We start from the raw sequence: 21,894 nt of genomic DNA on the forward strand, positions 1-21,894 counted from the left end.
CCTGTGTTGGAATATACAGTCGAAAGTGATATTGGGTTAAAAAGATCCATTAATGAAGACCGTGCTGCATTTTTTAAGCGTCCAGATGGGCTTGCACTAGCACTTGTAGCAGATGGCATGGGTGGTCATAATGCTGGCGATGTAGCGAGTGATATGGCAATCAAGCAGATGGAAACCTTTTTTTTACAGGCAGACACTCATCATTTTGTATCAACAACATCAAAAAAAGAATGGTTATTGTACACAGTTAAGCAATTGAATAAAAATATTTATGACTATTCTTTATCACATGAAGACTGTAAAGGAATGGGCACAACACTTATTGCGGTATTAATTGAAGGCTATCATTGCTCCATCGCACATGTTGGAGATAGTCGTGTGTATTATTTCTTTGAAGATGGCGCACAACAAATAACAAGAGATCATTCCTATGTTAATGTGCTGGTGGAAAATGGTGAAATAAGCGAAGAAGAAGCTTTAACACATCCAAAGAAAAATTTTATCTTAAAAGCAATTGGTACAGAGGAAACCATTGAACCAGACTTTTATGAGGTTGATTTAGCTTCGCAATCGTATTTATTGATTTGCTCAGATGGATTAAGCAATAAATTAACAGTTTATGAAATGGCTTCGATTATTACGTATCCAGATTCTATCCAGGAAAAGGGTCGTAAACTTATTGGATTAGCAAATGATAGCGGGGGAGAGGATAATATCTCCCTCGTCTTACTAACAAAAAGGGATGAGGAGGTGTAAGAATGCTTGTAGGGAAAAGAATTAGTGACCGCTATAAAATTTTAGGACTCATTGGTGGCGGAGGTATGTCGAATGTTTATTTAGCGCATGACATGATACTAAGCCGTGATGTCGCAATTAAAATATTGCGCTATGATTTTTCCAATGAGGAGGAATTGCATCGACGTTTTCAGCGTGAGGCACTGTCTGCTACAAGTCTTACACACCCGAATATTGTTAGTATTTATGATGTAGGTGAGGATGGCGATCTACATTATATTGTGATGGAGTATGTCCAAGGAAAAACCCTAAAGCAGTACATACAAGAATTTGCACCAATTTCTCCTGCGAGAAGTGTGCATATTATGAAGCAATTAACCTCTGCTATTGCCAATGCGCATGAAAATCATATTATCCATCGTGATATTAAGCCGCAAAATATTTTAATGGATGCGGAGGGCAATGTAAAAATTACCGATTTTGGGATTGCCATGACGCTTAGTGCAACCTCCTTTACACAGACAAACTCTGTGCTTGGCACGGTCCATTATTTATCGCCAGAGCAAGCTCGCGGTGGTACGGCAACAAATAAATCGGATATCTATGCACTTGGTATTGTGTTATATGAATTATTAACAGGTGAATTGCCGTTTTCAGGCGAGTCAGCCGTTTCAATTGCCCTCAAGCATTTACAGGCAGAAACACCGTCAGTTCGGGCTTTTGATGCAACCATTCCACAGAGCGTGGAAAATATAGTACTAAAAGCTACTGCCAAAGATGCTTCACATCGTTACACTACGGTAGAAGAAATGTATGAGGACTTGGAAACGGTGTTAGCACCCTCTCGTATCAATGAGCCAAAATTTGTTATCCCCATTGATGAGGACATCACAAAAGCAATTCCCATTATTAAGGAACAGCCTTTGGAGAAAGAGGAAGACTTAGAAAAAACGAGAGCGATTGTACCTATTAAAGAAATGAAGCCTGTAGAGCAACCTAAAAAGCCAGCCAATAAGCCAGCATCTACCACAGCAAAGAAAAAATGGCCTTTATATATAGCTGGATTGCTTGTTGTCACAATAGCTGTTTTCTTATTCCTTCTCTATGCCACAGACTTATTTAGCCCGAAAAAAGAGGCGATTCCTGAAGTGGCTAATTTAACGGTTGATGAAGCAACAAAACGATTGGAAGAAGCAGGCTTTGTTGTTAGTGAGGAGCATCAGGAGCGGAATTCTGAAGAAGTGGAAAAAGGTAAGGTAATTGAAACCGATCCACCATCAGGAACGCTGCGTGTAAAGGGCTCAGAAATTGATTTAGTCGTAAGCCAAGGTGCTGTAATGATGGTAGTGGGTAATTATGTGGGACAAAATATTCATCAGGTGGAAGCCTTATTAAAAGGGAAATTTTTAGAGGTCAAAACAGAGTATATTTTTTCGAACGAACCAGAAGGGCGCATTATTGAACAAAGTATCCCTGCTAATGAAGAAGTGGTGGCACAGGATGAAGTCATCACGTTTAAAGTTAGTCAAGGCGTTCAAATGGTACGCGTAGAAGATGTTGTCAATTATACAAAAGCTGATCTGGATGACTATGTGCAAAGAGTAGGCTTAAAATGGCGTGTTTCCCGCGAAGACTATCATGATACGATTCCGGCTGGCAGCGTCATATCTCAATTGACGAAAGCGGGCACTCAGGTTGAGGCAGGTTCAACAATATCCGTAGTTTTAAGTAAGGGACCTGCTGAAAAACCTAACAAAACACTTATAAAGACTGTGCTGATTGAGTATCTCCCTACAGAAGAAGAAATTGCACAAAACATTCGTGTTGAAATACAAGATAAAAATCATACCATGTCAGAGCCAGCGGATGAGTTTCCAATTTTAAGCGATACGCCTTACAAGATCCAGCTTGTCATTGAAGAAGGCAAGCAGGCAGGGTATCGTATTATTCGCGACTCAGAAATTATTCTCGAAGAAAAATTCAATTATGATGATGTGAACTAAGGAGGAATTGGATGGCGCAAGGCCAAATAAGAAAAGCATTAAGCGGCTATTATTATGTATATGATGGAGATCAACTGATCCAATGTCGAGGACGTGGGGTATTTCGTAATCGTGGCGAATCCCCGCTTGTCGGCGATATTGTAGAGTATACAATGGAAACAGAAGGTTCAGATGGAACGATTCAAAAGATTTTAGAACGTCAAAATGAATTGGTGCGTCCGCCCATTGCTAATATTGATCAAGGGGTTTTGGTATTTTCCGTCAAAGAACCCTATTTCAATACGGTTTTATTAGATCGTTTTTTAGTGGTTTTAGAATCATTCCGTGTACACCCCATTATTTGTTTAACAAAAATGGATTTATTAAAAAATGATGAATATGAGGAATTACAAGGGTATATTAAGGATTATCAACAAATAGGCTATACCGTGCTACAAACTTATAAAGATGAAGAAGCATTAATTGAACGATTACAACCTATTTTAAAGGGTAAAACAACAGTATTAGCAGGGCAATCAGGTGTTGGCAAATCGACATTGCTCAATACATTAATTCCTGAACTAAATTTAAAAACAGGTATTATTTCACAAAGCTTAGGACGAGGTAAACATACAACTCGTCATGTTGAGCTTATTGAGGTTTGCGATGGTCTATTAGCAGATACACCTGGATTTAGCTCTTTTGATTTTGATGAGGTTGAAAAAGAAGAGCTAGGCTTATGTTTCCCTGAAATGGCAAGACTAGCGGACGATTGTAAATTCAGGGGCTGCCTGCACCTGAAGGAACCTAAATGTGCAGTGAAGGCAGCAGTAGAAGCAGGAGATATTCGTGATTACCGCTACAAGCATTATGAACAATTTATGCAAGAAATTATGGATCGAAAGCCGAGGTATTAAATATGATACAAATAGCACCATCAATTTTAGCAGCGAATTTTGCAAAATTAGGAGAGGAGGTAAAGGAAGTAGAGCAAGCAGGTGCAAAGCTTCTTCATATCGATGTAATGGACGGTCATTTTGTGCCAAATATTTCTTTTGGCTCCATCGTCTTAGATGCTATCCGACCATTAACAAAACTTCCATTAGATGTACACTTAATGATAGAAAATCCAGACCAATATATTGAACAGTTTGCAAAAGCTGGAGCAGACTATATTACGGTGCATGTAGAAGCGTGTCGCCATTTACATCGAACAATTCAATTAATCCGTTCATATGGTGTAAAAGCAGGTGTCGTATTAAATCCACATACACCGATAGAGTCTATTCAACACATTTTAGAGGATATCGATATGGTATTATTGATGACTGTTAATCCAGGGTTCGGTGGACAAAAGTTTATTCATTCTGTTGTGCCTAAAATTGAAGCATTATCAGCGATGATTAAAGAGCGAGGCTTAGATATTGCCATTGAAATTGATGGCGGTATCACAGCTGAAACAATTGTGCCATGTGCACAGGCGGGAGCGACAATTTTTGTAGCTGGCTCAGCCATCTATAGTAAAGAGGATCGAATTGCGGCACTTCAAGAGATTTTAGCGGCTGGCGAGGCAGCGATTAAAGAATGACAACGGTCGTTGTTTGTGCAGGTGGCCCCAAAAATGAGCTTTGTTCATTTTCAACGTTTCAGCAACAACAGGATGTCGTGTTTATCGGTGCAGATCGTGGCGCTTTATATTTAGTGGAGCAGGGAATTACACCTCACGCGATTGTAGGAGATTTTGATTCCTTAACAGATGAAGAATACCAAGCTGTTTCAGCACAGACAAAGAATCAGCAACGTTTTCAGCAAGAGAAAAATGAGACAGATACAGATTTAGCCTTACTGAAGGCATTGACATATACACCGCAGGAAATTGTACTGACAGGTGTGACGGGGGGACGTTTAGATCATTATGAGGCGGCAGTGCGTGCCATCTATCGTTTACAAAAAAAGCACCCCTCTGTTGAGCTGAAAATTATGAATGCTACAAATATGCTGCAATTTCTCTTACCAGGTACCTATACCATTTATGCAGATGACGGGTATCGTTACTTATCTTTCTTTGCTTATGAGGAGACTGTCCGAGATGTAACATTGAGGCAAGTAAAATATGAAACAACGAATGAGGAAATTTCTTTAGGAACCTCTCGATTTACAAGTAATGAAATAATAGGTGCTGCAGGGTCTATATCTTTCTCGCAAGGCATATGTTTAATGATAAGAAGCATAGATTAGCGTAAGGGGGAGAGAGTCCTGAAAGTATATACGTTCCAGCTGCCGAAATTTGTGAGTAGTATTACGCGTACGTGTATAAACCTATTTAAAAAAGATAAGAAAGTCAAAAAATCCGACTAATAGCAGTCGGATTTTTTATTTTATAATAGAGAATATTCGCCAAAAGACTCTTTGAAGCGGTTCCTCTAAAAAGTAAGAAATATGAAACAGGTGATGTGAGAAAGCATTATCTGTTTTTTGCGTTGAGGAACTTTATAAGAATAACATATTAATTGTAGATGATAACTTCTACTTCCGCTTAGTACCTGTGAAAAAGGGCAGTGAGCATCAGGTCATTGAGAAGCTTGTCTGTGCAGAGCGTGTGGTACGTGAAACATTGGCAAGTAATGATGTGCATGTGGTCGCACGTCCAATGACGATTGAAACCAACTTATCGTCTCGTCCAGTCGTGGTGACATTACCATTGCGTGATGTGACTTTGCCAACAAATGCAGCAGAGCGTCAGGCCTTTTTAGCTAGTTTAGCTGTATTTATTGAGCATACAGATGGGGAGAAAAAGGTTGTTCATCCAGAAGTGGTAACGATGCAGGATGGCAAACCAGGTCTGCGCTTTACAGTAGAAAAATTCAGTACCTTTACGATTATTCAGGTAGCCAAGGAAGCAGAGGGCACACATGCCGCGTATATCCAGGGCTTCCCAGATGGCACATTTGGTCCAGATAAAAACGTAACACGCGCGCAAGTAGCGTTCATGCTAGCACGTATTTTAGGCTATACAGAGGAACAAGTGAAGCAAGCCCCATTTAAAGATGTCCAAACAAATCATCCAGCAGCAGGCGCGATTGCGTTTGTCAAGGAACAGGGTATCATGAACGGTGATAATGAAGGCAACTTCCATGCAGGCGCGAATATTACACGTGCGGAAATGGCAACGGTCGTGTCGAACTTCAAAGAACTGGCTGTGGAAGAAAATATAGCTTTAACATTCAAGGATACAAAAGGACACTGGGCACAGTGGATTATTGAAGCAAACCGTGCAGCAGGCATTATCAATGGGTTAGACAATGACCGCTTCGCACCAAACGCTGCCTTAACACGTGCACAGGCAGTGGTCATGATTAATCGTATGTTTGAGCGTGGTCCATTACATGGTGTCACTACACCAAGCTTCCCAGATGTCAAAATGACGCACTGGGCATTTAAAGAGATTGAAGAAGCAGCAAGCACACATTCTTATTATGTAGACAAGGATGGTAACGAACAGCTAGCTGAATAAGCAAGTAGGAAAAACAGGCATGGGCATTCGCTCTATGCCTGTTTTTTCTAGGTTGTACTGAAGAATTGTGTTAGGAATGATGTTAATGAAGCAGTAGGAGCATCAATTTGATCAGCTTTAGGGCAACAGAAATGATCATTTAATGCTGAATAAACTGGATATGAAAAACAGCATGAAAAAAATCGATTTGCGCTTAGGGCGAAATCGATTTTTTAGAAGCAGCGATTAAACGCGCTCAATTTTACCTGATTTTAATGCACGAGCAGAAACCCATACACGTTTTGGTTTACCGTCAACTAAGATACGAACTTTTTGAAGGTTAGCACCCCAAGTACGTTTGTTAGCGTTCATAGCGTGGGAACGGTTGTTACCAGTACGAGCTTTACGACCAGTGATTACACATTGTTTTGGCATGTTGTATTCCCTCCTTACTGTTAATGCTGAAAGATTACTATTTCAGTTCGGTATTTCACATACCATAATAATTTAACATACGACGGCGTTCAGTGCAACAGTTTTCATATAACCTTTCAAGAAAAAAACCTTTACAGACATAAAATATGATGGATCATCGATGGCGTGATGCTATCCTTTTCCTCGATAACCAAGCTTCATGGATACACGCTTACCCGTTTCCAGTAACTGTTCGATGAGTATGTTGATATAATCCTGTGAGCTATTAAATGTCACAAAACCGATGCTAACTGCACCGATTACCTCACCAAAACCATCTAAAATCGCAACCGCCACTGAGGAGGTGCCTGCTGTTCTTTCACCATGGCTGATTGCATAGCCTTGTTGTCGAATTTGGTCAAGCTGTTGTTCAAATGTAGCAATATCCTCTTTTGCTACTAGTTGCGCTATGATTTCCTTCGATTGAGCACTAGGCATAGCAGCAAGAATGGCTTTATTGGCAGCACCGATATGCATCGGTATACGAATACCTAGCTGGTCATAAATACGAATTGGGTTTGCCACACTGTCTATTCTTTCAATAATAATGGTATCTAAACCAGCTGGCTTACTTAAATAGACGCTTTCCTCTACCAGTCTTGCCAACCGCTCTAATTCAGGTCTAATTTTGCTAATATAATCCATCGTATCATATACTTGTAAGCCTAATTCCATCCATATTGTACCAAGATAATAATGCTTTGTTTGCTCATCTTGTTCGATCATTCCTTGCTGAATCATCGCTTTTAAAATTCTATGTAAGGTACTTAAAGGTAAATCACATTTTGTTGTAAGTTCCGAAATGGACAACCCACTGTTATTGGTTTCAGCCGCTAAAACTTTCGCAATTGTCATTGCCCGCTCTATTAATTGCATTTGCTCACCTCTTCTCCTTATTCTATTGTTATTTTTTATCCATGTCTATAAAGCTTCAAGTAGCCTATTAGGATTCTTAGAAATTAAACGGAAAATAAAAAGTTTTCTAAATATATTGACAGTATAGCATAAAACGCATATATTTTTCATATAAACTTTCCTCTCAACGGAAACGTTTTCCACTACACGGAAAAGAGGTGAAGGGAATGCATTATTGTTCATCAATGTATGCACCTTTAAAACATGTAATCGTCAAACATCCAAAAGATGCTTTCCGAAGCCAGCAGCATCTTAGTGATGAATGGAAAACATTTAATTACCTATCAGAGCCAAACTTTGAGAAAGCTTTAATAGAATATGCTGAATTTCTAGCCATTCTTGAAAAGTATGTGGAAACTATTGATTATTTACCAGTTTCGCAAGAGGTAGGCTTAGATTCACTCTATGCCCATGATCCTGTGAAATTTACTCCTCATGGAGCAATTATTTTAAAATCAGGTAAAACATTAAGACAGCCAGAAGCAGCAGTCTATAAGGCATTTTTACAAGAAAAAGGCATTCCAATTGTCGGAGAATTAACAGGAAATGCTGTGTCAGATGGTGGCGATATTGTTTGGCTTGATGATCGAACACTTGCTGTTGGTCGTGGCTATCGTACCAATGAGGAGGCAATCCGTCAGCTAAAAGAAATGACAGCAGATATGGTGGATGACTTTATTGTTGTACAGTTACCGCATGATTTAGGTGAGGATGAATGTTTACATTTAATGTCCTTTATTAGCATGGTAGACAAGGATTTAGCTGTTGTGCATTCACGCTTAATGCCAGTATTTTTCCGCCAGTTGCTACTAGAGCGAGGGATTCAATTAGTGGAGGTACCAAAGGATGAATATGATGCACTAGGCTGTAATGTTTTGGCACTTGCACCAAGAGTATGTGTCATCCCGCAAGGAAATCATGTAACGAAACAACAGCTACTTGATGCTGGTACAACGGTTTTTGAATATAAAGGTAATGAAATTACTGTAAAGGGAACAGGTGGACCAACATGTCTAACTTGTCCAGTAGTCAGAGCATAAAGGAGCAGAGAATATGTTTAAAAATGTTATTGTCAAAAATCCAGGAAATAGCTTTATAAATGGCTTAACAACAAGTGATTTAGGAAAACCAATTTTAAAAAAATTATTTGAACAGTATGAAAAATATGTAGAGGCCTTAAAGAAATGTGGTGTTGAGGTAACACAGCTACCAGCAAATGAAGCATTTCCTGATTCAACATTTGTAGAGGATACGGCTGTTTTAACTTCTGAGTTTGCCATTATTTCAAACCCTGGGGCAGAGGCTCGTAATCGTGAGATTGAGGATATTGAACCAGCTGTAAAGCAATTTTACGATAAAATTTATTATATTAAAGGCTCTGGCAAGCTTGATGGTGGAGATGTATTACAGGCTGAAAAGAAATTTTATGTAGGCATTTCAGATCGTACAAATGAAGAAGGCGCCCAGCAATTTAAAGAAATTGTTGAACAAGAGGGCTATGAGGCAACGATTATTCCATTAAAAGAATTTTTCCATTTAAAAACAGGTATTGCCTATGTAGGGCAAAATCGAATGGTAGTAGCTGGTGAGTTTATTGACCATCCTGCATTTGAATCTTATGAGAAAATTATTATTCCAAAAGAGGATGAATACTCAGCGAACTGTATTCAAGTCAATGATTATGTGATTATTCCAGCGGGCTACCCAGCTACAAACCAGAAATTACATGATCTAGGCTATCAAACAATTGAACTTGAGATGTCTGAGTTTAGAAAGCATGATGGTGGCTTAAGCTGCTTGTCATTGCGTTTTTAAGAAATGCGAACATTACCCAATCAATTTAACATAAAGAAATTGATTGGGTAATTTCATTCTTGAAATAGCAGAATGTTTACTATTATATAGGAAGTAGGGATGGATATTGAATAAAGGAGATCAGCTTCACAATCAATTAAATCGTTCCATGAAGAGCCGTCACTTATTAATGCTTTCACTTGGAGGTGTTATTGGGACAGGCCTATTCTTAAATGTTGGTTATACCATTAATCAAGCAGGTCCAGGGGGTGCCCTAATTGGGTACTTGTTTGGTGGCTTAATTTTATTTATGGTGATGAACTGTCTTGGGGAATTAGCCGTGTACATGCCTGTTACGGGCTCCTTCCAAACCTATGCGACACGTTTTATTAGCCCTTCAGCGGGGTTTTCATTAGGGTGGATGTACTTTGTCGGTTCTGCTGCTACAGCAGGTGTTGAATTTACAGCAGCAGGCATATTAATGCAGCATTGGTTTCCAGATGTACCAATTTGGATATGGTGTGCTGTCTTTATGGTACTGTTATTTGTGCTAAATGCTTTAACAACAAAAGGGTTTGCTGAGGCAGAATTTTGGTTTGCTAGTATCAAGGTAATTGCAGTAATTGCATTTATTATTATTGGTGGAGCAGCCATTTTTGGTTTAATTCCATTGGCTGATCGTCCAACACCACATCTGACAAATTTAGCACCTTCTGGCTTGTTCCCAGCAGGTATTACCATTATTTTTGTAACAATGATGAATGTTATTTTTTCTTATCAAGGGTCTGAGCTTGTTGGGATTGCAGCAGGTGAAACAGAAAATCCCGAAAAAAATATTCCACGCGCTATACGGACCATTATTTTTAGAATTATTGTTTTTTATATTGCATCAATTATTGTGCTATCTGCGATTTTCCCAGCATCAGAGCTTGGCTTGATGGAAAGTCCGTTTGTAACGTTAATGAATTTAGCAGGTGTTCCTTATGCAGCAGGTATTATGAACTTTGTTATACTGACGGCGATTTTATCGGTTGGTAACTCCTGTCTATATGCATCAACTCGTTTATTATGGTCAATGTCACGAGAGGGTATGGCACCAAGACTATTTGGACGCCTTACGAAAAATAAAGTGCCATTAAATGCACTAATCTTTACAATGCTTTTCTCGCTGTTATCATTATTAACAAGCGTGATGGAGGCAGATGCGGTATTTGTTTTACTGATGTCTATCGCAGGAATATCCGTTACAATTTCATGGATGGGCATTTGTGCTTCTCAATTAATGTTCCGCTATCGTTATATAAAGTCTGGTGGAGATATAAGTGCTTTGAAATTTAAAACACCATTTTTTCCTTTAATTCCAGTATTTTGTATACTGTTTTGTCTATTAATTTTAGCATTTTTAGCATTTGATCCAACACAAAGAATTGGTTTATTATATGGTGTTGGCTTCTTTATCGCTTGTATGATTTTCTATCAATTGAAATTAAAGAAGACGGCAAGCTTGCCAACAGATATAGAGGATAAAAATAAAGAATCACTCGATATTCGTTAAAAGAGCCTGTAACAAATGGCTTTAAAGGAGAATTTTTATGAATACTTATATGTGGCATACACCTGAGAAATTACGTGCATTATTATGTGAGCTTGTTAGTTGGGAAAGTAGAACATTAACAGAGGGTGAAAATGACTTTGCTTTTAAATTAAAAGATAAATTGTTAACGCTTCCACATTTTGAGAAGCATCCTGAGCGGATTGAATTGCATGATGCAGGTCTTGGTCGACATGCTGTGACAGCACTCTATAAGCATCCAACAGCTACAGAAACTGTCGTATTAATCAGTCACTTTGATACGGTGCATACAGAAGAATATGGGGAGCTTGAACCACTAGCCTGTCAACCTGAGGCATTAACGAAAAAACTAATGGAGCCTAAATATAAAAAGGATTTACCAGAGGCAGCTAGAATTGATTTGGAATCAGGCAATTATTTATTTGGGCGCGGCACAATGGATATGAAAATGGGACTTGCGTTACACATGCAGTTAATGGAAAAGGCAAGCTTCGAGCAATGGCCAATCAATTTAATTTTAACGGCTGTTCCTGATGAGGAAGTAAACTCTGCTGGGATGCGAGCAGCAGTTGTAGAGCTTGTTAGACTTCGAGAACAGCATGGTTTAACGTATAAATTATTTTTAAATAGTGAGCCTTCCTTTTCACAAGGGCCCTCTGATATTAATGAATATATTTATTCAGGGACAATCGGAAAAATTATGCCTGCAGCCTTATTTTATGGAAAAGAGACGCATGTTGGTGAACCATTAAAGGGAATGACAGCAACCTTTATCGCATCGTATATGACACAACATATGGAATGGAACCCTCTTTTCCGTGAAACAGATTTGGGGGAGAGTACCCCACTGCCAGTATCTTTACAATTAAAGGATTTGAAAATGGAATATTCGACGCAAACACCTTATCGTGCTGCTGCTCTTTACAATGTATTTTTATTAAAACGCACCGCTTCAGAGGTAATGGACATTTTTGAACAAGTGGCTGTAGAAGCGATGAATGCTTGTAACCAGCAATATCAACAAATTTGTATGCGAGAACAAGTACAAGGTGTTGGGCAAGTAAAAGTATTACGTTATGAGGCACTACTCGAACATGCGATTGACAAATTAGGCGTTGAAGAAGTACAGGCTATTAAGCAGCAAGTCCTGCAACATAGCACATGGGATGATCGTGAGAAATCCATTCGCATTGTCGATCAGCTAATGATTCGCTGTCAGGAGCTAGCACCAGCAACGGTGCTGTTATATGCGCCCCCCTATTATCCTGCTATTAATTCATCTAAGCACCCGCTTGTGATTCAAGCCATTGACTTGATGAAGAAAACGGCACAAACATTTGCTATTGAAGTAGAGCAGATTCATTATTTTAATGGAATCTGTGATTTAAGCTACGTCAACTATACAGATGACACAAACGAGTGGCAGGCATTTGAGCGCAATACACCTGTATGGGGGGATACGTATAGCATTCCATTTAAGGAAATGGCTGCCTTACAAGGCCCTGTCTTAAATGTTGGACCCTTTGGCAAAGATGCCCACCAAAAAACAGAAAGACTACATGTGGATAGTGCCTTTAAAGAAATGCCAATCATGCTGGACACGCTGATTAAAAGCTTATGTTAAGAGGAGTACTAGCATAAACTTTTCATAGACGAAAGAAGTTGATACTTTGTTAAGGTATCAGCTTTTTTTGGCTTTTGTTAACCTTGCTCCTTTGTTACTTGTCCAAGAGTGCATGTAGAGAACTGCTATATATTGTTAGAAAACGTTGCTATAAAGGGCTTTCCTCTGCCCTTAGGTTGCTTAAATTATAACGACAATGTTACAATATAGTTTAGTCAAAAAGAGCCAAGGGGGCATTTCTATGTCAATTGAATTAAACAATGAATTCGGCCAAATTGATATTTCAACAGATGTACTTGCACAAATTGCTGGTGGAGCTGCTGTAGAATGCTACGGTATTGTTGGCATGGCATCTAAACATCAAATTCGTGATGGTCTAACTGATATTTTACGTAAAGAAAACTTCGCAAAAGGTGTTGTAATTCGACAACAGGACGACGATTTACATATAGATATGTACATTATTGTTAGTTACGGGACAAAAATTTCGGAAGTGGCTTATCAAGTACAATCGAAAGTGAAATATACAGTAGATAAAACATTAGGTATGAGCGTAAAATCTGTCAATATCTTTGTACAGGGCGTTCGTGTAGCGAATTAAGAGGAGGAACTAAATCGAATGCAGTCTTTAGACGGTATAAAGTTTGCTGAAATGGTACAAATGGGTGCGCATCACCTCTACCAAAATGCAAATTATGTAGATTCATTAAATGTTTTCCCAGTACCAGATGGTGATACAGGTACAAATATGAACTTATCGATGACATCTGGCGCAAAGGAAACAGAGCTTTTGGCGTCAGAGCATATTGGTAAAACGGCACAGGCATTATCAAAAGGCTTATTAATGGGTGCGCGTGGGAATTCAGGCGTTATTCTATCGCAATTATTCCGTGGCTTCGGGAAGTTTATTGAAAAAGAAGCAATAATTGATGCAAAAGGCTTTGCTGGAGCCTTCCAAGCGGGTGTTGATACAGCCTATAAAGCTGTTATGAAGCCTGTAGAAGGAACGATTTTAACGGTAGCACGTGAGGCGGCAAAAAAAGGTGTAGAAGTGGCAGAAACTGAAACCGATATCATTGCTGTAATGGAAGCTTTTACAGCAGAGGCAAAGGCATCGTTGGATCGTACACCTGACCTACTGCCTGTTTTAAAAGAAGTCGGTGTGGTAGATAGTGGTGGTCAAGGCTTATTATTTGTGTATGAAGGATTTTTAGCTTCCTTGAAGGGGGAGGCTCTTCCGAAGAAAAATGATGCGACATTAGATGATTTAATCAATGCAGAACATCATAGAGCGCAAGATTTCATGAACACTGCCGATATTGAATTTGGTTACTGTACAGAAATAATGGTACGCTTAGAGGAAGGAAAAGAACCTTTTAATGAGGAACAATTCCGTAATGAGTTAAATCCTTTAGGCGATTCTTTACTTGTTATTTCAGATGAGGAAATTGCGAAGGTGCATATCCATTCCGAGCAACCGGGTTCTGTTCTATCCATTGGGCAAAAATATGGCAGTCTTATTAAAATAAAAGTGGATAATATGCGTGAGCAGCATTCAGCAATCGTTGGGGAAGAACATAAAGCACCAGCGTCTGCTAAAAAAGTAGAAAAACAACCATATGCGATTGTCACAATTGCTATGGGTGAGGGTGTGGCAGAGCTATTGCGCTCTATCGGTGCTTCCTATGTCATTGAAGGTGGTCAAACAATGAATCCTTCAACTGAAGATATCGTCAAAGCTGTACAGGAAATTGGTGCTGAAAAAGTATTAATCTTACCAAACAATAAAAATATAGTGATGGCAGCAGAGCAAGCGGTTGAACTTTTAGAAATTGACGCAGCAGTTGTCCCTACGAAGACGATTCCTCAAGGGATGGCAGCGATTTTAGCGTTTAATCCAGAGGCAGCAGTTGAGCTTAACCAACAAACGATGACAGAAGCATTTGCAAATGTCAAAACAGGACAGGTAACATATGCTGTACGTGATACATCGATTGATGGAGTTACTATACACAAGGGCGATTTTATGGCATTAGCCGAGGGCAAAATTGTACTATCTACACCAGCATTAAAGGATGCTGCTGAAAAAGTGATTACAGATTTAGTAGATGAAGACACAGAAATTGTTACAGTTATTTATGGGGAAGATACGACTGAACAAAATGCTTCACAATTAGTTGAATGGATGGAAGAGCATTATCCAGATGTTGAAGTTGAATTATTTAATGGCAAACAAGCATTGTATCCATATATTATTTCAGTAGAATAACTATATGCTCTATTAGGATGGAGCAAGAAAGCAGTGCACGCGATGTGTACTGCTTTTGTTTATGTTAAGAGGATAATGCAACGTAAATGATTAGCAAACCTAATAAAGATAAGATAGAGCTTGTTTCTCTATAAAAGATGAAAAATATGGAAATATCAAAAAATTAAATAATTTGTATGTAGGGAATGGACAGGGAATCAACTAGCCATCTTCTATTTACTATAGCAATGGCAATTTTCTAAAAGTTGATAAATTAAATGCTTTACTTTTATAGTAAATATCAAGCATTATATAGATAAAATATATAAATAAAATAGAGGGGTGTTTTTTTATGAAGTTCACTTCAGTGTTTGATATTATTGGACCAGTTATGATTGGGCCTTCCTCCTCTCATACGGCAGGTGCTGCTCGCATTGGGCGTGTTGCACGAGATTTATTTGGAAGACAACCTAAATGGGCAAAAATTCATTTATATGGATCTTTTGCAGAAACATATAGAGGACATGGCACAGATATAGCCATTGTTGGCGGTTTACTGGATTATGACACGTATGACGAACGGATTAAAACAGCATTTGAGGATGCAGAAAAGGCAGAATTATCCTTTGAGTTTATTCCAGAGGAGGCACATAAAGAGCATCCAAATACAACACGTATCGTCATGGGTGATGATGAAGGGGAAATGAGCGTTGAAGGAATTTCGATAGGTGGAGGAAAAATCGAAATTAGTGAAGTAAATGGCTTTAAGCTTCGTTTAACAGGTGGTATGCCAGCTATTTTAGTTGTCCATGATGACCGTGCAGGCTGTATTGCAAACGTTGCCAATTGTTTAGCGATGCATAGTGTCAATATAGGGCATATGGAAGTGTCTCGTATTGAACGTGGTTTAACAGCGTTAATGGTCATTGAAGTCGATCAAAATATTGAGGATAAAGTGCTACAGCAAATTTCATTAATACCATATATTACAAAAGTATCAAAAATTAATAATTAAGGAGGTGTTTCCTAATGGATGTTTTATTTCATAATGTTCGTGAGCTTGTAGAACGAGCAGAGCGAGAAGAAAAATTAATATCAGAAATTATGATTGAGCAAGAAATGTTAATAACTGGCAGGTTGCGTGAAGAAATTATTCAGCAAATGGATCGAAATTTAACCGTGATGGAGGAAGCGGTGGAGCGCGGGTTACAAGGTGTACAATCGGTAACAGGCTTAACAGGTGGAGATGCCGTATTGCTGCAAAATTATATTGCCCAAGGGAATTCGCTATCAGGTGATTTATTATTAGACGCTGTTAGTAAAGCCGTTGCAACTAATGAAGTCAATGCAGCAATGGGCACAATCTGTGCTACACCAACAGCAGGTTCTGCAGGTGTTGTACCAGGAACACTTTTTGCCGTGAAAAATAAGCTGAACCCAACACGTGAGAAAATGATTCGTTATTTATTTACATCAGGCGCATTTGGCTTTGTTGTGGCAAATAACGCTTCTATTTCAGGGGCAGCTGGTGGCTGTCAGGCTGAGGTGGGCTCAGCCGCTGGTATGGCAGCCGCTGCGATTGTAGAAATGGCGGGGGGCACGCCTCAGCAATGTGCAGAAGCCTTTGCCATTACCTTAAAAAATATGCTTGGTCTTGTCTGTGATCCTGTTGCAGGGTTAGTGGAGGTACCATGTGTTAAACGGAATGCAATGGGTGCTGCTAATTCACTAGTAGCAGCAGATATGGCACTAGCAGGTGTAACAAGCCGCATCCCGTGTGATGAGGTAATTGGGGCTATGTATCGTATTGGACAATCCATGAGTCCAAATCTTAAAGAGACTGCACGAGGGGGTCTAGCGGCAACACCAACAGGTAAGGCGATTAGTAAAGCCATCCTTGAAAATGGTGGATTACAAAGTATTAAAGCGATTCAATAACGTGAACCTTTAATTAGTGAGGGTTTTCATAGCTTATTAATACAAGATCAAGCTTATTAAACATGCTATCTTATATAGGTAGCATGTTTTTGTATCATGATACAGGATGGAGCATTTTCAATATGGATATTACTAATTTACAATATTTAACAGATCGAGCGATAAAGGATCGACGCTATTTACATCAATATCCAGAGCTTTCTGGTCAAGAATATGAAACGAGTCAATTTATTCGAAAAAGATTAGAGCAGCTTGCTATTAAAATCTTAGATTATAATTCTCCTAGTGTTGTAGCAATGATTAATGGTAAAAAAGGAGCAAAAACCATTGCTTTAAGAGCAGATATTGATGCATTGCCAATCGTGGAAGAGGGCGATAAATCTTATAGCTCTAACAAGCCGGGTATCGCACATATGTGTGGTCATGATGGGCATACAGCGATTTTATTAGCAGTGGCAGAGTGGATTGCATTAAACAAGGAAAAAATCGAGCCAAATATTATGCTGATCTTCCAATCGGCTGAGGAAATTACACCAAGTGGGGCTGATGCATTAATTCAACAAGGTGTATTAGAGAGTGTTGACACTATTTTTGGACTTCATTTATGGCAGGGGCTAGAAAAAGGGAAAATAGGTTTAACACATGGCGCAATGATGGCTTCCGTTGATGATTTTGATATTGTTATTCAAGGGTCTGGTGGGCATGGGTCAATGCCACATGAAACCATTGATCCTATCTATATTGCGAGCCAGTTAATGCAAGCTTTTCAAAGCATTATTAGCCGCAGCATTAACCCAATTGAGGCGGGTGTTATTACAATTGGCACTATGCAGGCAGGTACAACGTATAATATTATTCCAGATACAGCGAGGTTAAGTGGGACGATTAGGGCGTTGGCTCCTGAAACAGTCAAAACGATTCAAACAAAAATGGTGAGCTTAACAGAGGGCATTTGTCAGACGTTTGGGGCACAGGGGAAGATCGAATTTATTTTAGGTACACCACCACTTATGAATGACCCAAAGCAATCACGCTTGATCGAATCGATTGTATGTGAAAAGTTTGATGCAGATGTATTTGAACTAGTTGATCCTGTTATGGGCGGAGAGGATTTTGCGTATTATTTACAGCATAAACCTGGTGCTTTTATTTTTGTAGGGATGGGTGGCGAGAAAAGCCCGTATCCACACCATCATCCAAAATTTGATATAGATGAAGGGGTATTCCCTGATGCTATTCGTCTCTTTATTGAAATTATTATGCATTATCACTCTTAATAGGTTTTTGTAGGGAAAGATGCTAGATTTATGATACATTGAATATAGGCTAAAATGGCTACATAGTTAGAAAAAATAATGAAGGGAGTTGTGGAATGAGGTGACTGATTTATATAGTCCCGTCACCGACTTAAAGGGCATCGGGAAAGAAACCGCAGCACATCTTGAGGCACTTGGTATCCATACAATTACCGATTTATTATGGACATTTCCACATCGTCATGAGGATTTTCGTTTAAAAGATTTAGCACAAACGCCGCATAATGAACGTGTTACAGTGGAATGTAAAGTAGAACGTGAGCCAACCGTGTTATTTTTAGGGCGTAATAAATCGCGCTTACAGGTTACCGTTTTAGCAGGACGCCACTTAGTAAAGGTTGTGTTTTTTAATCAGGGCTACTTAAAGCCAAAGCTAATACCTGGTGCTATTATTACAGTAACAGGAAAATGGGACCGTGGTAGGCAGGTCATTAATGGAACATCCGTTGTATTTGGTCCTAAAACAGATCAGGTTGATTTTGAGCCTGTTTATAGCTTGAAGGGCTTAATTCCGCAAAAAAGATTTCGTAAATATATGCGTCAAGTATTAGATGAATTTGGGGCAGAGCTACCAGACGCCATCCCGCAGCATTTACAAGATGCCTATAAGCTTGTTGCGATACGTGAGGGCTTAGAGGGCGTGCATTTTCCACTTGATGCGGGACATGCTAAGCAAGCAAGAAGACGCTTTGCCTATGAGGAGCTATTAAACTTCCAACTACGTATTCAAGCATTGCGCAAGGTGAGGAAGGATAATGAGCATGGTACAGTAATTCAGTTTGATGTGCATAAGCTACGTAACTTTATTGCTTCATTGCCTTATGAATTAACAAATGCACAAAAGCGAGTGGTCAATGAAATTTGTAAGGATTTAAAGGAGCCGCATCGCATGAATCGTTTGCTGCAGGGGGATGTAGGATCAGGGAAAACCGTAGTAGCAGCAATAGGTCTATATGCAGCCGTAACAGCAGGCTTTCAAGGCGCATTAATGGCCCCTACTGAAATTTTAGCCGAGCAGCACTTAGAAAATTTAATGGACTGGCTTCAACCATTTGGTGTTCGAATCGCTTTATTATCAGGCTCCACGAAAGCAAAGGAACGTCGCCTAATTTTAGAGGATTTGGCAAATGGCAATATTGATATTGTAATTGGTACACATGCATTGATTCAGCCTGATGTCGTGTTTAAAAGGCTAGGCTTTGTTATTACAGATGAGCAGCATCGCTTTGGTGTTGAGCAACGTCGTATATTGCGAGATAAGGGTGAAAATCCAGATGTGCTTTTTATGACAGCTACACCAATACCAAGAACACTTGCCATTACAGCATTTGGAGAAATGGATGTATCCATGATTGATGAAATGCCAGCAGGACGTAAACAAATTGAAACACATTGGATGAAAAAGGAACAATTTAGTTCTATAATGACGAAGCTAGAATTGGAACTCGCAGCAGGAAGGCAAGCTTATGTAATTTGCCCGCTTATTGAGGAATCTGATAAGCTTGATGTGCAAAATGCTGTTGATATCTATGAACAGCTAGCAACTTTTTTGAAGGATCGTTTTCATGTCGGCTTAATGCATGGTCGCTTAGCAACCGATGAAAAAGATACGGTCATGCGTTCTTTTAGTGAAGGTACAATTCAGGTATTGGTTTCTACAACGGTGGTTGAGGTAGGTGTCAATGTACCAAATGCCACCTTTATGATCGTCTATGATGCTGAACGCTTTGGTTTAGCTCAGCTTCATCAGCTACGTGGACGTGTAGGGCGGGGCGAGCATCAATCGTACTGTATTTTACTTGCTGATCCTAAATCTGATGAAGGCAAAGAGCGAATGCAGTCTATGACAGAAACAAATGATGGCTTCCGTCTCGCTGAAAAAGATTTAGAATTAAGAGGACCAGGAGATTTCTTTGGGCGTAAACAAAGCGGCTTACCAGATTTTAAAGTAGCTGATTTAGTACATGACTATCGTATTTTGGAAACCGCTCGTAAAGATGCCACAGAGTTGCTTGAAACAGATGCATTTTGGCATGATCGTGACTATCAATATTTGCGCAAAATGTTAGAGCAAAGTGGCGTTTTACAAGGAGAACGCTTTGACTAGTAGACTGAACTTAGAATGTAAGCACTTGATTGCAAAACAAGTCTTGCATTCTTTTTTTAACCTCTATATACTGATATTAGTACCAAGTGCTAATAACAACTCAAAAGGTGGCGAATGATGTTGAGACGAACGAAAAAAGAGCGACAACGGCTTCTATCTGAAACGATAGCTGAAAATCCATTCGTCACAGATGAACAGCTAGCACTAAAGTTTCAGGTAAGTGTCCAAACCATTCGCTTAGATCGTATGGAGCTATCAATACCAGAGCTTCGAGAGCGAATTAAAGATGTTGCTGCCAAAAACTATGAAAATGAAGTAAAATCTCTACCGATTGATGAAATTATCGGAGAAATTGTTGATATTGAATTAGATTATCGAGCCATCTCGATTTTTGATGTAAAGGAAGAGCATGTGTTTCAACGTAATGGTATTGCACGTGGGCATCATTTATTTGCCCAAGCCAACTCCTTAGCGGTAGCTGTGATTGATGATGAACTGGCGTTAACCGTACATGCCAATGTAACGTTTGTGAAACCTGTTCGTGCTGGAGATCGTGTTATTACAAAGGCGATAGTTATCGAGCAAGATAATAAAAAGCATCGCACAAAAGTAGAGCTAACGTCTACCGTTAATGGTGAAACCGTTTTTGTGGGTGAATTTGATATGTACCGTACGAAAGGTGAAGGTGAGTAATAATGAAACTAGCACTTGATGGAATGGGTGGCGACAATGCGCCAAAATCAGTGATTGAAGGGGCATTTTTAGCATTAGAGCAAATTCCTAATTTGGAAATTCAATTATATGGTCAGCAAGATAAACTTGAACCTTTCTTAAAAAAGCATGATCGTTTAACGGTTGTGCATTGTGAGGAAGTTGTAGAAGGAACAGATGATCCAGCACGAGCTGTTCGTCGAAAAAAGGATTCCTCTATGGCTCGCATGATGGATGCTGTTGATGAGGGAAGAGCAGATGCTTGTTTATCCGCTGGTAATACAGGAGCTTTGATGGCAGGCGGTTTATTTAAAGTAGGTCGTATTGAAGGGATTGCCCGTCCAGCTTTAGCAACAACATTGCCAACACTTGATGGCAAGGGCTTTTTAATGCTTGATTTAGGCGCAAATGCAGATGCCCGACCAGAGCATTTAGTGCAATATGCCATTATGGGTGATATTTATGCGAAAAAGGTTGGTGGATTACAAAAACCTCGAATTGGTCTATTAAATATCGGTACGGAGGAGAAAAAAGGCAATGAATTAACAAAAGCAGCCTTTGAATTACTAAAGGAAGCCGATTTGAATTTTATTGGCAATGTAGAGGCACGTGATTTATTAGAGGGTGTGGCAGACGTTGTTGTGACAGATGGCTTTACAGGAAATATGGTGTTAAAGTCTATTGAAGGAACGGCTGGTGCTTTGTTTTCTATGCTAAAAGAAGCGTTTATGACCTCTACTAAAACAAAAATCTCAGCAGCACTGATGAAAAATAATTTGCGTGAGTTAAAACATAAAATGGACTATACAGAATATGGTGGTGCGGGGCTATTCGGCTTGCAAGCACCTGTTATTAAGGCGCATGGCTCATCGAATGCCAAAGCAATTTTTAGTGCGATTCGCCAAGCTAATACAATGGTCGAGCATACTGTTATTTCAACGATTACAGAAACCGTGCGTCATTTAGAAATTGATTAATAAAGGG

General features: G+C 39.3%; 21 protein-coding genes. 19 read left to right on the forward strand and 2 right to left on the reverse strand.

All coding sequences use genetic code 11. From position 1 onward, the window contains the following. Positions 1-6: 6 nt before the first annotated feature. From ADM90_RS04620 to ADM90_RS04645, 7 genes are all read left to right on the forward strand, one after another. Positions 7-756: a Stp1/IreP family PP2C-type Ser/Thr phosphatase gene (locus ADM90_RS04620; protein WP_053993877.1), complete on the forward strand. Its 750-nt coding sequence runs from the start codon at positions 7-9 to the stop codon at positions 754-756. A gap of 2 nt (positions 757-758) precedes the next feature. Then, a complete protein-coding gene (gene pknB / locus ADM90_RS04625; RefSeq protein WP_053993878.1) occupies positions 759-2,738 on the forward strand; it encodes a Stk1 family PASTA domain-containing Ser/Thr kinase in 1,980 nt (659 codons plus the stop codon). Positions 2,739-2,749: 11 nt separating this feature from the next. Further along, a complete protein-coding gene (rsgA, locus tag ADM90_RS04630) occupies positions 2,750-3,634 on the forward strand; it encodes a ribosome small subunit-dependent GTPase A (protein WP_053993879.1) in 885 nt (294 codons plus the stop codon). A gap of 2 nt (positions 3,635-3,636) precedes the next feature. Continuing rightward, complete coding sequence (gene rpe, locus ADM90_RS04635) at positions 3,637-4,305, forward strand: ribulose-phosphate 3-epimerase (protein ID WP_053993880.1); 669 nt, start codon at positions 3,637-3,639, stop codon at positions 4,303-4,305. Beyond that, the gene (locus ADM90_RS04640) at positions 4,302-4,955 is read left to right on the forward strand and encodes a thiamine diphosphokinase (RefSeq protein ID WP_053993881.1); all 654 of its coding nucleotides are present in this window, start codon (positions 4,302-4,304) and stop codon (positions 4,953-4,955) included. Before rpe ends, ADM90_RS04640 begins: the two co-directional genes overlap by 4 nt. 18 nt (positions 4,956-4,973) lie before the next feature. Beyond that, positions 4,974-5,075 carry a stage V sporulation protein SpoVM gene (gene spoVM / locus ADM90_RS24190; protein ID WP_099805045.1) on the forward strand — a complete coding sequence of 34 codons (102 nt, stop codon included), beginning with the start codon at positions 4,974-4,976 and terminating at the stop codon, positions 5,073-5,075. A gap of 187 nt (positions 5,076-5,262) precedes the next feature. Further along, positions 5,263-6,231 carry an S-layer homology domain-containing protein gene (locus ADM90_RS04645; protein WP_235473318.1) on the forward strand — a complete coding sequence of 323 codons (969 nt, stop codon included), beginning with the start codon at positions 5,263-5,265 and terminating at the stop codon, positions 6,229-6,231. 225 nt (positions 6,232-6,456) lie between these two features. Here the strand turns inward: ADM90_RS04645 and rpmB are convergent, their stop codons facing one another. Both rpmB and ADM90_RS04655 read right to left on the reverse strand, forming a co-directional pair. Continuing rightward, positions 6,457-6,645, reverse strand: a complete 189-nt coding sequence (rpmB, locus tag ADM90_RS04650; RefSeq protein ID WP_004227417.1) for a 50S ribosomal protein L28 — start codon at positions 6,643-6,645, stop codon at positions 6,457-6,459. A gap of 171 nt (positions 6,646-6,816) precedes the next feature. Then, the gene (locus ADM90_RS04655; protein ID WP_053993882.1) at positions 6,817-7,560 is read right to left on the reverse strand and encodes an IclR family transcriptional regulator; all 744 of its coding nucleotides are present in this window, start codon (positions 7,558-7,560) and stop codon (positions 6,817-6,819) included. Positions 7,561-7,766: 206 nt separating this feature from the next. On the opposite strand from ADM90_RS04655, the gene ADM90_RS04660 reads away from it, so the two are divergent. The 12 genes from ADM90_RS04660 to plsX all read left to right on the forward strand — a co-directional run bounded on the left by ADM90_RS04660 (position 7,767) and on the right by plsX (position 21,887). Further along, positions 7,767-8,639: a dimethylarginine dimethylaminohydrolase family protein gene (locus ADM90_RS04660; RefSeq protein WP_053993883.1), complete on the forward strand. Its 873-nt coding sequence runs from the start codon at positions 7,767-7,769 to the stop codon at positions 8,637-8,639. 13 nt (positions 8,640-8,652) lie between these two features. Beyond that, entirely contained in the window at positions 8,653-9,414 is a 762-nt protein-coding gene (locus tag ADM90_RS04665) for a dimethylarginine dimethylaminohydrolase family protein (protein WP_053993884.1), read from the forward strand. A gap of 103 nt (positions 9,415-9,517) precedes the next feature. After that, on the forward strand, positions 9,518-10,948 hold the full coding sequence (locus ADM90_RS04670; protein WP_083448457.1) for an amino acid permease: 1,431 nt from the start codon (positions 9,518-9,520) through the stop codon (positions 10,946-10,948). A gap of 37 nt (positions 10,949-10,985) precedes the next feature. Beyond that, entirely contained in the window at positions 10,986-12,590 is a 1,605-nt protein-coding gene (locus ADM90_RS04675) for a M20/M25/M40 family metallo-hydrolase (protein WP_053993885.1), read from the forward strand. A 241-nt stretch (positions 12,591-12,831) separates the two neighbouring features. Next, on the forward strand, positions 12,832-13,191 hold the full coding sequence (locus ADM90_RS04680; RefSeq protein WP_004269431.1) for an Asp23/Gls24 family envelope stress response protein: 360 nt from the start codon (positions 12,832-12,834) through the stop codon (positions 13,189-13,191). Positions 13,192-13,209: 18 nt separating this feature from the next. Beyond that, the gene (locus ADM90_RS04685) at positions 13,210-14,859 is read left to right on the forward strand and encodes a DAK2 domain-containing protein (RefSeq protein WP_053993886.1); all 1,650 of its coding nucleotides are present in this window, start codon (positions 13,210-13,212) and stop codon (positions 14,857-14,859) included. 331 nt (positions 14,860-15,190) lie between these two features. Next, a complete protein-coding gene (gene sdaAB / locus ADM90_RS04690) occupies positions 15,191-15,853 on the forward strand; it encodes an L-serine ammonia-lyase, iron-sulfur-dependent subunit beta (RefSeq protein ID WP_053993887.1) in 663 nt (220 codons plus the stop codon). A 14-nt stretch (positions 15,854-15,867) separates the two neighbouring features. After that, a complete protein-coding gene (gene sdaAA, locus ADM90_RS04695; RefSeq protein WP_053993888.1) occupies positions 15,868-16,776 on the forward strand; it encodes an L-serine ammonia-lyase, iron-sulfur-dependent, subunit alpha in 909 nt (302 codons plus the stop codon). Positions 16,777-16,898: 122 nt separating this feature from the next. Beyond that, the gene (locus tag ADM90_RS04700; protein ID WP_053993889.1) at positions 16,899-18,053 is read left to right on the forward strand and encodes a M20 metallopeptidase family protein; all 1,155 of its coding nucleotides are present in this window, start codon (positions 16,899-16,901) and stop codon (positions 18,051-18,053) included. 100 nt (positions 18,054-18,153) lie between these two features. Beyond that, positions 18,154-20,199: an ATP-dependent DNA helicase RecG gene (gene recG, locus ADM90_RS04705; protein WP_053993890.1), complete on the forward strand. Its 2,046-nt coding sequence runs from the start codon at positions 18,154-18,156 to the stop codon at positions 20,197-20,199. Positions 20,200-20,319: 120 nt separating this feature from the next. After that, positions 20,320-20,892: a transcription factor FapR gene (fapR, locus tag ADM90_RS04710; protein WP_053994890.1), complete on the forward strand. Its 573-nt coding sequence runs from the start codon at positions 20,320-20,322 to the stop codon at positions 20,890-20,892. 2 nt (positions 20,893-20,894) lie between these two features. Further along, positions 20,895-21,887 carry a phosphate acyltransferase PlsX gene (plsX, locus tag ADM90_RS04715; RefSeq protein WP_053993891.1) on the forward strand — a complete coding sequence of 331 codons (993 nt, stop codon included), beginning with the start codon at positions 20,895-20,897 and terminating at the stop codon, positions 21,885-21,887. The last annotated feature ends 7 nt before the right edge of the window (positions 21,888-21,894 follow it).

The sequence above is a fragment of the Lysinibacillus macroides genome, assembly GCF_001281525.1.
Classification (GTDB): domain Bacteria; phylum Bacillota; class Bacilli; order Bacillales_A; family Planococcaceae; genus Lysinibacillus; species Lysinibacillus macroides.